The following is an 11,751-nucleotide window of genomic DNA, read 5'->3' as shown; positions in this document are numbered from 1 at the left end:
CTTTCCGCTCGCATGGCCCGAACTCAGAGTGCATCGGAGGGACGTTGCCTGGGCGAACGAAAATTCGTTCGTCCGGTGGATCGAAGTCGGCTACGCGCCGCACCCCTTGAGCGGCGCGGTCAACGAGTGCGGTTCATGCCACAGCCGATGTAGGTCGGTGCACCTAGACAGCGTAGATGACCTTGTCTGGCCATACCCCTGTGGCTCTGGCCTCCTTGTACGCCTTCATCAGGATCTTCGCTGCAGCTGAGTCGAGGTCGGAGTCAGCAGCAGAAAGGCGCGCCTGTACCTCTGACTTGGCGATTTCCACCTCGCCCGAACGTTCGGCTCCGGGCCACTCGAACGCGTACTTGATGGACTGATCGTCCTCGAAGACCTTTTGCCCCTCAACGAGCATGCCCATATTTTCAGCCCTACCTCTCGCTCCCGGTTAGATCGGACCAGATCGAGGCTAGGGTGATGGCATGCGGGCGATCCACCACTGGGACCTCTGGGTCGACGACTTCGAGACCGCTTCGGGGGAGTGGGGCTGGCTCTTCGGCGAGCTCGGCTGGGAGGCCGGCGAGAAGGGCCACTTCTGGGAGGCGCCGGACGGGACGTACGTCTTCATGGAGCACTCCAAGGACCAGCACGGCACTCAGGACCGGCTGCGGCCCGGCGTCAACCACATCGCGTTCATGATCGACGACCGAGACCAGCTCGACAGGATCCGGGCAGCGTCGACCGAGCACGGCTGGCACGAGATGTACGCCGACCGCTACCCGCACGCAGGCGGCGACGAGCACACGGCGCTCTACCTGGAGAGCTCTGAGGGGTTCGAGGTCGAGATCGTGCTGGAGATCGAGGACCTCACCGCCTAGCTGTAGTCGTCCCCGTCGTCGCTGTCGGCATCGCTGTCGTCGATGATGTGGATGGCCGCCTCCTCCGCGGAGGCGCCTGCGCCGTCGATGCCGGCATCGATCCCGTAGAGCTCCGACTCCGCGTCCTCGCCCTCGCCACGGTCGGGGTCGACCAGTCGGCCCGCTCGCTGGTTGCCGACCTCGCGGCCGTCGGGGTCGTCGCTCTCCTCGGCGTCGTCGTACTCGACCGCGTACGGATCCGGCTCCGGCACCTCCTGGTGGACCCGCTGGTCGATGCACTCCCGGTGCTCCTCCTCCCAGGGCGTGTTGCCGTAGTCGGTGGAGTAGTGGTCGGCGGTGACGATGCCGTGGTCGAGCTCGTCGCGCACCTCACCTTCGAGAACCTCCCCGGAGAGCGCGTCCTCCCCGGTGATCTGGTCCTCGTCGTCGACACTGTAGTCGCCGTAGTTCTCGCGCGATTCGCTCACTTGAGTCTCCTGATCGGCCGGGCATTGGGGTCATGACGGCCCCCTTCGGTAACGTTAACCCGGTCCGGTATGGAGTGGAACCGGACGGAAATATACGACGCGGGGATCGACCAAGGGAGCAGACCAGATGGCGCCTCGCGCCCGATTGGCGGTGGCGGCCGTTGCCGTGCTCGCCGGCGCCTCGATCGCACTCGGCGCGATGCCTGAGTCGGCCGGTCCGCTGGGGTCGCTGGGGTCTCTGGCGGGGAACGCCTTCGCGCGCGACAACGAGGGCGTGGTGCCCTCGACGCCGACATCGACGCCCGACTGGGCGCCCTACTCGACCCCACCCAACATCCTCATGATCACGGCGGACGACCTCGCCTACGAGGATCTCGAGTTCATGCCCCACACCCGCAGCCTCCTGGCCGCGCAGGGCACCTCGCTGACCGAGGCGATCGCTCCGACGCCGATCTGCGTGCCGGCCCGTGCGTCCCTGCTGACCGGGCAGTACAGCCAGAACCACCACACCGTCACGATCAACGGCGAACGCGGTGGCTACGAGTCGATGGACCACACCGGCACGCTGCCCGAGGCGCTACAGGACGCCGGCTACGACACCCTCTTCGCCGGCAAGTACCTCAACGGCTACGGCCTCAACGGAACGGCGAAGGACGTGCCGCCCGGGTGGACCGACTGGCGGGCGACGACCGACATGTCGACCTACAACTTCATCCGGCCGCGGATCAACCACAACGGCAAGCTCACGACCTACAACCGCTACACGACGTACGTCATGCGGGACCAGGCCAACGAGATGATCTCGGCGCCGGAGCGCGCCGACAAGCCGTGGTACATGTGGCTCAACTACGTGGCACCGCACCACGGCGGGCCCGACGAACCGGAGGACCCGGAGGGCACCAGCACGACCAGGCCGGCGGAGGAGGACAAGCACTCCTTCGACGGGCTCGAGCTGCCGGACACTCCCTACATGTTCCGCACCCCGACCGATGCGCCGCGGATCTCGGCCTCCCGCAAGTACTTCGACGCGCAGGGCCGCGCCGAGCTGCGGATCGCGCACGAGCAGCGGGTGGAGGCCGTCCAGTCGCTCGACCGCGCGGTCGCCAGCCACGTACTCCGTCTGCAGGAGACCGGCCAGCTCGACAACACGATCATCATCTTCTCCTCGGACAACGGCTACACCACCGGCGGCCACAACATCAACGGCAAGCTGATGCACTACCGCGAGACGCAGCGGATCCCGGTGATCCTGCGCGGCCCGGGCATCCCCGCCGGCCGGACCCTGGCCACCGGCGTCGGCAACCCCGACATCGCCACCACGATCATGGCGGTCGCCGGCGCCGAGCCGGGGCGGACCCAGGACGGCGTCAACATCATGCCGTGGCTCGAGGCCCCCGCGCAGAACCGGGTGATCCCGCTCTCCGCCTGGCGGGTCAACGACGGCTACAAGCAGATCTACTCGGGGATCCGCTTCGGCGACTGGACCTACGCCCGCTTCTCCGACGGCAGCGAAGAGCTCTACAACCTGGCCGATGACCCCTACCAGATCCGCTCGCTCGCGCTGCTCACCGAGTACGCCGACGAGCTGGCCGAGCTGCGCGGGCTGAGCGAGAAGTACGCCGACTGTGCAGGTGCCACCTGCCCGAAGGAGTTCTACCCCGCCGACTGATCGTCCAGGTCGGCCGCGCAGCGGAACCCCAGGTTGCCCGCGGTCGAGTCGGGCGGGCTGCTGGAGCGCGCCGAGAGCCGGTAGCGGTGGCAGTAGGAGTCGTGGCAGAGGTAGGAGCCGCCGCGCATGACCCGGGTCAGGCCCTCGGCCGGGCCCCGCGGGTCGGATGAGGAGCCCCCGGAATCGGGAGAGCCGACGAGGTCGGCGTAGTAGGTCGGCGAAAACCAGTCCGCGCACCACTCCCAGACGTTGCCGATCATCTGAAACAGCCCGAAGCCGTTGGGTTCGTACGTCCGCACCGGCGCTGTCGTGACGAACCCGTCGTCGGCGGTGTTGGTGTCCGGGAAGACACCCTGCCAGACGTTGGCGTGGTGGGCGCCGTCCTGCTCCAGTTCGTCGCCCCACGGGAACCGGGAGCCGGCGAGACCGCCGCGAGCGGCGTACTCCCACTCGGCCTCGGTCGGCAGCCTGGTCCCGGCCCAGTCGCAGTAGGCCAGCGCGTCGTCGTGGGAGACGTGCACGACCGGGTGGTTGCCGCGGCGGCCGACGTTCGAGCCTGGGCCCTCCGGGGCCCGCCAGGACGCGGCGCGAACGCCGAGCCACCAGGGTGCCTCGGGCGAGCGGCCCAGGATGTCGCGGGGCGAGCCCTCGAAGGCCAGGTGGAAGACGGCAGAGAAGCCCTCTCGCTCGGCCGTGGTGACGTGGCCCGTCGCCTTCACGAACCGGGCGAACTCCTCGTTGGTGACCGCGGTCGCGTCCAGCCGGAAGCCGGGCAGGTCGACCGGGTGCACCGGACCTTCGCCGTCGGCCTGGTAGCCCTCGCCGAACGAGTCGCCGGCTGCGTACGTCCCACCGGGGAGGTCGACAAGGGTCCGGCGGCGCTTGCGGGGCAGCGCCGGCGGGCGCTGGGCCGGGTCGGGGCTGGGTCCACGGGTCGCGCCGAAGGTGAGGTCGGAAGGCACGCCCACCAGCCTACGAGCCGGCGTACGTCGCCTTCAGACTGCCTGCGCTCGCCACGACCTTCCCCTTCTTGCCGGTGACCATGAGGCCGGGCGTACGGGCCTTTCCGTTGGCGTCCGCCTTGATCTTGACCGTGCAGGTCGGCTTCTTGCCGGCACACTTGAAGTCACCCGTCGGCCGGTAGGTGACCGTCATCGTCTGGTTGTCCGCCAGCCCCTCGACGTAGGCCGCCATGTAGGTGCACTTCGGCTTTCCCTTGGGGCAGGAACGCTCGACCGTGTGCCACTCCATCCGGGCCGCGGCCGCCTTGCCGCAGAGCTTGGCCGGCTCGCCGGCGCGGACCGTGCCCCAGGCGTACGTCACCTTGGTGGTCGCCTGCACGCACGCCTCGGTGCCACCCTTGGCGACGGGCAGCGTGTAGGTGAGCTCCGGGTCCTCCCCGGCGGTCGGCTGCGTGGCGCCGTCGTCGATGGAGGCGATGCCGGAGGTGACCGCCGGGGCGGTGACCTTCAGCGTGACCTCGCGGTAACCCGCGGCGGCAGCACCGACGGGCGCCTCGGGTGTGCGGGCGTAGCAGCTGTCGAGGTGGGTGATCGCGTCGACGTTCTTGGCGGCGAGGTCCTCGTCGGTGAGCCGCAGGTTGGTGACGGCCAGGACCCCGGCGATCGTCGGTCGCCCGACCTCCCGCAGGCACCGGGGGTCATCGAGGGTCCAGGCCTCCGCGACCTGCCTGCTCCAGCTGTTGGCGCCACCGTCGGCGCAGTCGAGCAGCTCCGCGTACCACTGCGAGCCCAGCGCCGAGGGCCACTCGCCGGCATAGCTGAACCCGCTGCCGGCCTTGGCCACGACTCCGGCACGGGTGAGCCCCGCGCTGCCCTTGTCCTTGACCACCGCCTCCGCTGCGCAGCGGATCTGCTCCGGGTCGGCCCAGGCCGGGGTGTCGCCGGCCAGGGCGAGCGTGCGAGCGACGTCCTTCTCGTCACCGTGCAGCGGACCGATCTCACCGGTGAAGTAGGCCCACGCCGAGGTGCCGAGGAAGGCCACCGCGACGAGTACGCCGACGCTCACGAGCCAGCGCAGCGCCAGGCGCACGGGGCGGCTCCGGTCACGCCGCCGCCGTGGCAGCGGCGGCAGCCCGAGCCGACGCCGACGGGCCTCCTCAGCCGCCGCGTTGGCGAGCTCGGTGGGTTTCGGTTGTTGTTGAGCGGTGCTGCCGGTGGGGTCGGACATCTCACTCCCTCGAGAACAGTTCAGCGAGGATCGTAGAGGGTAGTCCCTTCAGATACCCCCTGCCACTCCCGATCGAGACCTGAGGGGCGAGCAGTGACTGGAAATATGTTCATGTGACCGATATTTTGATCATATGAACCTCAGTGACCCCTTTGGGGGTGTCATCCCCGGTGCCAGGGGTGCAGTGCTGGCCGCCCTCCTTCGCACAGGGCAAGAGCTGACAGGCCGGCAGGTGCACGGCCTGGTCGGCCGCTACAGCCTCGGGTCGGTTCAGGATGCCCTCAAGGCTTGGGAACGGCTTGGAGTCATCGAGTCGCGCCCCGTTGGCCGAGCGTACGTCTATCGGGTCGAGGAGGCCCACGTCGCGGTCGGCCCGCTTCGTGCGCTGCTCGACCCGCTCTCGGCATTGACGGTGATCGTCAGCCAGATCGTCGGCGACAGCGTCGAGTCTGTGATCCTCTTCGGATCAGTCGCTCGAGGCGAGGCGAACGATGACAGTGACATCGACCTCGCGGTGATCGCGACCGAGCCCTGGGACCGGCGCGCAGACCTGCGCGAGGCGATCCGAGCCGGAACAGGCAACGAAAGCGACATCCTGCTGTTTACACCCGCCTCGTTCTCGGAGGCTGTCGACAGAGGCGAACCGGTCGTCTCCGACATCGTCAGGGACGGGGTCGCTCTCATTGGTCGCAAGCCCCGCCGTCGCAAGAGGTCTGCCTGATGGTCACCGCCGAGCAGAGGAACTACGCCAAGGCGTTCCTGCAGAAGGCAGAGGAGTACGTCGAGTCGGCCGAGGACAACCTTGACCTGGAGCGCTACACGCCCGCCGCCGGTGACGCCATCCACGCCGGCATCAGTGCCAAGGATGCGATTGTCACGTCGCTGACCGGCGCGACCGGCAAAGCCAAGGATCACGCGCGAGCGGCCAAAGAGCTCTCCGAGGCGCTCGGAACCCGCGCCGAAGGAAAGCCTGCCGAGCGAGCGCTGCGCGAGCTCATATCCACGAAAGGTGACGTCGAGTACGGAGTCGAGCTCGTCACCGCGGCAAAAGCTGAGACTCTGGTGCGTCGAGCGCGCATGCTCGTCGACCTCGCCACCTCGATCGTTCGCCTCGGTCGCTGACCGCGTCTATCGCACGAGGTCGTGTCGTAGGCGTACGCCGAACTCGACGAGCTGTTGGAAGTGCTCCCTCATCCCCTCGACGGGCGGGTTCACCGGAACCTCTCCGAGGTGTTCCAGCGCAGCGTCGAGGAACATCGTCGCGTCTTCCTCGTACTCGTCCGCTCGAAGGCGGTTCGATCTGAGAGTCTCGACTGCCGCGTCGCCTGCGATCAGGACAGCTGCCGTGCACAGGGGAGCGGCTGTCAGGTCACCGTCGCAACGAGCAAGCGAGAAGAGGACGTCGTCGGTGATCTCGTCGGGGTCGCATGCGAGGCTGAGCCAGGCGCCCATCACGACTGGCCGCCAGGGGAGATGACCTGGAGCAACGCCGGTGACATGGGTCAGCAGGGCGGCGCGATCTGGCGACTCAGCTGCAGCCTCGTACCACGCATCGACCGTCAGCGAGCCGCCCCGCAGAAGCGCCCTCACTTGCGTGGGCGTCGCCTTCCGTCCGGCGCGGACCAGCTTTCGGAACGTCCTCTTGTCCAGCCAGGTCGCATTCGAACCCATCATCTTCAGGTAGAACGGCGCGACGAGTCGTCGCTCCACTCGCCGTAGGTTCATCGCGTCCCGTACAGCGTCGTCCGTTCGCGTACGTCCCGGCCGATACCGTGGCCGATCTCTTGGAGCTCGGCCACGGTCTTGGCCGAGCCGTGCTCGGAGCCGGCCATCCGGGAGATGGTCTCCTCCATCAGGGTGCCGCCGAGGTCGTTGGCGCCGGCCTGGAGCATCGCCCTGGTGCCGTCGATGCCGAGCTTGACCCAGCTCGTCTGGATGTTGTCGATGCGGCCGTGGAGCATGATCCGCGCGAGCGCGTGGACGGCGAGGTTGTCGCGCATGGTCGGGCCCGGGCGGGCTGCGCCGGCGAGGTAGATCGGTGCGCTGGTGTGCACGAACGGGAGCGGCACGAACTCGGTGAATCCGGCGTTTCCGTGCTCGCGGGCCTGGTCCTGGATGCCGGCCAGGACGCGGAGGTGGCCGACCCAGTGGCGCGGGTTGTCGACGTGGCCGTACATCATCGTCGAGGTCGTCGGGATGCCGACGCGGTGAGCGGTGGAGACGATCTCGATCCAGGTCTTCGCGGGCAGCTTGCCCTTGGTCAGCACCCAGCGGACCTCGTCGTCGAGGATCTCCGCGGCGGTGCCGGGGAGCGAGCCCAGCCCGGCCTCGCGGACCTTGATCAGGAAGTCCTCGATGGAGAGGCCGGTGCGGGAGGTGCCGTTGACGATCTCCATCGGGGAGAAGGCGTGCACGTGCATCTCGGGCACCCGCTGCTTGACGGCCTGGACGAGGTCGAAGTACGCAGTCGAGGGGAGCTCGGGGTCGATCCCGCCCTGCATGCACACCTCGGTGGCGCCGAGGTTCCAGGCCTCCTCGGCGCGGTCGGCGACCTGGTCCAGATCCAGGGAGTACGCATCCGCGTCGGTCTTGCGCTGGGCGAAGGCGCAGAACCGGCAGCCGACGTAGCAGACGTTGGTGAAGTTGATGTTGCGGTTGACGACGTACGTCACGGTGTCGCCGTTGACCTGCTGGCGCAGGTCGTCGGCGAGCTTGGTGACCTGGCGCAGCAGGTCACCCTCGGCGGTCATCAGGGTCAGTGCGTGCTCGTCGGAGAGGTTGCCGGGGTCCTTCTCGGCGGCGGCGAGAGCCTCGTGTCCCTCGGCGTGGAGGACGGCCGGAGCCCCGGTCGCGGTGGCTGCCTCTCGGACGGCGTCCCAGTCGCCGTAGACCGTCTCGAAGTCGTCCCTGCGGTCGTTGGTGCGGCCGGTGGTGTCGACCGAGGCGTGCAGGTCGACCCGGCCGGCCGCGGTGAAGCCACCGTCGGGCTCCTGCCAGGGACGACCCTCGGGCCGGATGCCGTCGCGGGCCAGCCCGTCCTCGTCGGCGAGGGCCTCGACGTGGGAGAGGACGCGCGGGTCGATCCAGGCCTGGCCGTCGCGCAGGGTGCCGTTGACGTACTCCGGGTGGACGGTCAGCCGCGGCCGCAGCGTGAAGCCGGCCTCGGCGCTGACCTGGCGCAGCGCGTCCAGCGAGGGCCAGGGGCGCTCGGGGTTGACGTGGTCGGGCGTCAGCGGCGAGACGCCGCCCCAGTCGTCGATCCCGGCGCCGAGGAGCGCCCGGCACTCGTCGAGGTCGACCAGGTTGGGTGGCGCCTGGACCCGGGCCTTCGGGCCGAGGACGATCCGGGTGACCGCGATCGCGGCCAGATACTCGTCCAGTCCCAGGTCGTCGACGTGGCGCATCGCGGTCGACGGCTTGGCCCGGAAGTTCTGCACGATGATCTCCTGCAGCCCGGCGTACGCCTTGTGCACCTTCCGCAGCGCGAAGATCGTCTCCGCGCGCTCGGTGAGGTTCTCGCCGATGCCGACCAGCAGCCCCGAGGTGAACGGGATCGAGAGGCGACCCGCGTCCTCGAGCACCCGCAGGCGCACTGCGGGGTCCTTGTCGGGCGAGCCGTAGTGGGCCTCGCCCTTGGTCTCGAAAAGCCGTCGGCTCGTCGTCTCGAGCATCATCCCCATCGAGGGGGAGACGGGCTTGAGCCGGTTCATCTCCTCCCACGACATCACCCCGGGGTTGAGGTGGGGGAGCAGCCCGGTCTCCTCGAGCACCCGGATCGCCATCGCGCGCACGTAGTCGAGGGTCGACTCGTAGCCGCGGGACTCGAGCCACTCGCGGGCCTCGGGCCACCGGTCCTCGGGCCGGTCCCCGAGGGTGAACAGCGCCTCCAGGCAACCGAGCTTCGCTCCCTCGGCGGCGATCTCCAGGATCTCGTCAGGGCTCAGATAGGGCTCGCGGCCCTCACGCTCGGCCTGCCCCGGCGTCTCCACGAACGTGCAGTAGTGACATCGGTCCCGGCACAGCTTGGTGACCGGGATGAAGACCTTGGGGGAGTACGTCACCGTCTCGGGTCGCCCGGCCGCGACCAGCCCGGCGTCGCGTACCTTCGCCGCGGCGGCGGTCAGCCGTTCGAGGTCATCGCCCCGGGCCGCGAGGAGTGCCGAAGCCTCCGCCACGTCCAGGGCTGCGCCGCGTTCGGCCCGGGCCAGCGCCCGGCGGATCTGCTGAGGTGTCGGCTGCTCGCTCATCATCAAGCAGCCTAGTAGGCGTCGCCCAGTTGTCGAACTAGTTGTCGATCTGGGCGCTCGCTCCGGGGGCCGTGGCGACGAACTTGGCGTTCCAGTCCTGGGGGCCCGACCAGTCGACGATGACACCCTTGCCGTCACCGCCGGGGGTGCCCGGCCAGTCACACTTCTTGGCGCCGCACTTGCCCCCGTTGAGGGTGAGCTTCACGTTGAACTTCTTGCCCGGCTGGAAGCCTTCGAAGCTGAGCCGCCAGGTGTTGCAGGCGATCTTCTGCTTCGTGTAGACGGGGTCGGTGCACTTGTCCTGCTTGGTCCACTCGAGCTTCTTCGCCGCAGCCCGGCCGCAGGACTCGGCGTCGGTCGCCTTCTCGGTGCCCCAAGCGAAGGTGACGGTGGTCTTGACCGCGATGCAGCCCTCGACGCCACCCTCGGTGACGGGCAGCTCGTAGGTGGAGCCCTTGAGCTCCTCGTAGCTGCTGCTGCCCTTCTTGGCGATCCCGATCACCGACTGCCCGCCGGGAGCGGTGGGCTCCTGGACGTCGAAGTCGACCTGCATGTAGGCGGCCTTGGGAGTCACCTTGGCGCCGAGCGCGTCGGCCTTGACGTAGCACGCGTCGAGGGCCTCGACGGCCTTCTCCTTGGCCGGGCCGGCAGCGCCGGGGTCGCCGTCCTTGAGGAGGTCGCCGACCGCGAGGAGGCCCGCCATGGAGGTCTTGTCGACCTCCTTCTCCATGCAGCGGGTGTCGCCGACCTTCCAGTTGTCGCCGATCTCGGTCGCCCAGGACTCGGTGCAGTCGAGCAGGCCCCGGCTGAAGTTCATCGCGTCGTCCGCGGGCCACTCGCCGGTGTAGGTCCAGTCGTCGCCTGCGTCCACGACGCCGTGGGAGCGCAGCTCCGCCGCGGGAACCTTCCCGACCAAGGTCTCGGCCGCGCAGGTCATCTGGTCCTCGGTGGCCCAGCCCGGCTTCGGTACGCCACTGGCGATCGCCTCGGCCGCCTTGGCGTCGTCGCCGTGGAGACCGAAGATGCCGAAGCCCTGGGTGAAGATGCCGACGCCGAGCAGCAGAACCGCGGCGACCCCGCCACCGACGATGGTGTAGAGCTTCTTCTTGTCGCCGGAGTTGCCCTGGCCGGCGTTGGAGTGGTGCGAGGGCAGCCACTCGGGCTGGCCGCCGCCGGCGCCGGTGTTTCCGGTCGAGGACGCGGCCGCCGCGGCGGCAGCGGCCTGGGGCAGGCCCTTGCCGCTGTGCACGACCGTGGAGTCGGTCTCGTTGGCGAGCGGGGCGGGAATCGGGGTGCCTTCGCCCGGGCGCTTGACGATCGTCGGCTGGGCCTCGGCCTCGGGGGCGTCGGTGCCGGCCCCGGAGGTGCCGTCCGCGGTGGTGTCCCAGGTGACCCCGGGACGGGAGCCGAGATCGGCGGCGGCCGCTCCGGCGACACCGCCGATGACACCGCCACCGAGACCGGACTCCTCGAGCCGGTCGGCGGCCTTGTCGAGCGCCTTGGAGAGCTCGGCCGCGGTCCGGAAGCGGTTCTCCGGCTTCTTCGCCAGCGCCCGCTGGATGATCGGGTTGATCAGGTCGGCGCCGGGCGTCGAGGCGGGCAGCCGCGGCACCGGGCTGTTGATGTGGGCGCTCATCAGCTCGAAGTCGGTGCCGGTGTAGGGCGCCTTGCCGGTCAGGCAGGCCCACAGCAGACAGCCGGCGGCGTAGATGTCGCCCGCCGCGGTCGCCTGCTCACCCATGTGACGCTCGGGCGACATGTAGGGCAGCGAGCCCACCACCGAGCCGGCCCGGGTCACGTTGGAGTCGCCCTCGGTCGCGATGCCGAAGTCGGTGAGGTAGGGGACGAGCTCGCCTTCCTGGCGCTCCCACAGGAGCACGTTGGACGGCTTCACGTCGCGGTGGACCACACCGGCGCGGTGCGCGTCGAAGAGGGCGTCGCTGACGTCACCGACCAGGCGCAGCGCCTGGACGGTCTCCAGCGCCCCCTTGGTCTTCAGCCAGCCGTGCAGGTCGCCATCGGGGACGTACTCGGTGACGAGGTAGACGGTGCCCTCGACCTCGCCGTATTCGATGATCTGAACGATGTTGCGCGAGCGCAGCTTGGCCAGGATGTTGGCTTCCCGCTCGAAGCGGGTGATGAAGTCCTTGTCGACCGTGAGCGAGGGCAGCACCAGCTTCAGCGCCACCTTGCGTCGCAGTGCCGGGTCCTTCGCCTGGTAGACGACACCCATGCCACCTTGACCCAGGACCCGCTCGATCACGTAGCGACCGAACTGCTCGCCTTCCTGGGGGAACGCAACCATCTTTAGAACCTCG

Annotated in this window: 11 protein-coding genes; 4 read left to right on the top strand and 7 right to left on the bottom strand. The window is 69.1% G+C overall.

From position 1 onward, the window contains the following. Nucleotides 1-163: 163 nt before the first annotated feature. The gene (locus ACW14X_RS10095; RefSeq protein ID WP_160025284.1) at nt 164-397 is read right to left on the bottom strand and encodes a hypothetical protein; all 234 of its coding nucleotides are present in this window, start codon (nt 395-397) and stop codon (nt 164-166) included. A gap of 67 nt (nt 398-464) precedes the next feature. Here ACW14X_RS10095 and ACW14X_RS10090 point away from each other — a divergent pair, with 67 nt between their 5' ends. Then, nucleotides 465-860, top strand: coding sequence for a VOC family protein (locus ACW14X_RS10090; RefSeq protein ID WP_350841089.1), 396 nt, complete (start codon nt 465-467; stop codon nt 858-860). Here ACW14X_RS10090 and ACW14X_RS10085 read toward each other — a convergent pair. Beyond that, nucleotides 857-1,327: a DUF5709 domain-containing protein gene (locus ACW14X_RS10085; RefSeq protein WP_457165509.1), complete on the bottom strand. Its 471-nt coding sequence runs from the start codon at nt 1,325-1,327 to the stop codon at nt 857-859. The genes ACW14X_RS10090 and ACW14X_RS10085 overlap by 4 nt on opposite strands. 127 nt (nt 1,328-1,454) lie before the next feature. On the opposite strand from ACW14X_RS10085, the gene ACW14X_RS10080 reads away from it, so the two are divergent. Further along, nucleotides 1,455-2,996, top strand: a complete 1,542-nt coding sequence (locus ACW14X_RS10080; protein WP_457165508.1) for a sulfatase-like hydrolase/transferase — start codon at nt 1,455-1,457, stop codon at nt 2,994-2,996. Here ACW14X_RS10080 and ACW14X_RS10075 read toward each other — a convergent pair. Both ACW14X_RS10075 and ACW14X_RS10070 read right to left on the bottom strand, forming a co-directional pair. Continuing rightward, a complete protein-coding gene (locus tag ACW14X_RS10075) occupies nt 2,981-3,958 on the bottom strand; it encodes a formylglycine-generating enzyme family protein (protein WP_457165507.1) in 978 nt (325 codons plus the stop codon). The genes ACW14X_RS10080 and ACW14X_RS10075 overlap by 16 nt on opposite strands. A 10-nt stretch (nt 3,959-3,968) precedes the next feature. Then, the gene (locus ACW14X_RS10070; RefSeq protein ID WP_457165506.1) at nt 3,969-5,186 is read right to left on the bottom strand and encodes a hypothetical protein; all 1,218 of its coding nucleotides are present in this window, start codon (nt 5,184-5,186) and stop codon (nt 3,969-3,971) included. A 133-nt stretch (nt 5,187-5,319) separates the two neighbouring features. Between ACW14X_RS10070 and ACW14X_RS10065 the strand changes: the two genes are divergently transcribed. Next, a complete protein-coding gene (locus ACW14X_RS10065; protein WP_457165505.1) occupies nt 5,320-5,907 on the top strand; it encodes a nucleotidyltransferase family protein in 588 nt (195 codons plus the stop codon). Further along, entirely contained in the window at nt 5,907-6,308 is a 402-nt protein-coding gene (locus tag ACW14X_RS10060; protein WP_350716776.1) for a hypothetical protein, read from the top strand. The genes ACW14X_RS10065 and ACW14X_RS10060 overlap by 1 nt, the downstream gene beginning before the upstream one ends. 6 nt (nt 6,309-6,314) lie before the next feature. On the opposite strand, the gene ACW14X_RS10055 is transcribed toward ACW14X_RS10060, so the two are convergent. The 3 genes from ACW14X_RS10055 to ACW14X_RS10045 are packed head-to-tail and all read right to left on the bottom strand — an operon-like array spanning nt 6,315 to nt 11,738. After that, nucleotides 6,315-6,896 (bottom strand): hypothetical protein, encoded by a 582-nt coding sequence (locus ACW14X_RS10055; protein ID WP_457165504.1) that lies wholly within the window; start codon nt 6,894-6,896, stop codon nt 6,315-6,317. A gap of 11 nt (nt 6,897-6,907) precedes the next feature. Then, a complete protein-coding gene (locus ACW14X_RS10050; RefSeq protein ID WP_457165503.1) occupies nt 6,908-9,433 on the bottom strand; it encodes a bifunctional FO biosynthesis protein CofGH in 2,526 nt (841 codons plus the stop codon). 37 nt (nt 9,434-9,470) lie between these two features. Continuing rightward, nucleotides 9,471-11,738, bottom strand: coding sequence for a serine/threonine-protein kinase (locus ACW14X_RS10045; protein ID WP_160025277.1), 2,268 nt, complete (start codon nt 11,736-11,738; stop codon nt 9,471-9,473). Nucleotides 11,739-11,751 lie beyond the last annotated feature (13 nt).

This window comes from Nocardioides sp. YJ-D4 (assembly GCF_054031495.1).
This window is presented reverse-complemented; position numbering and strand designations above follow the sequence as displayed.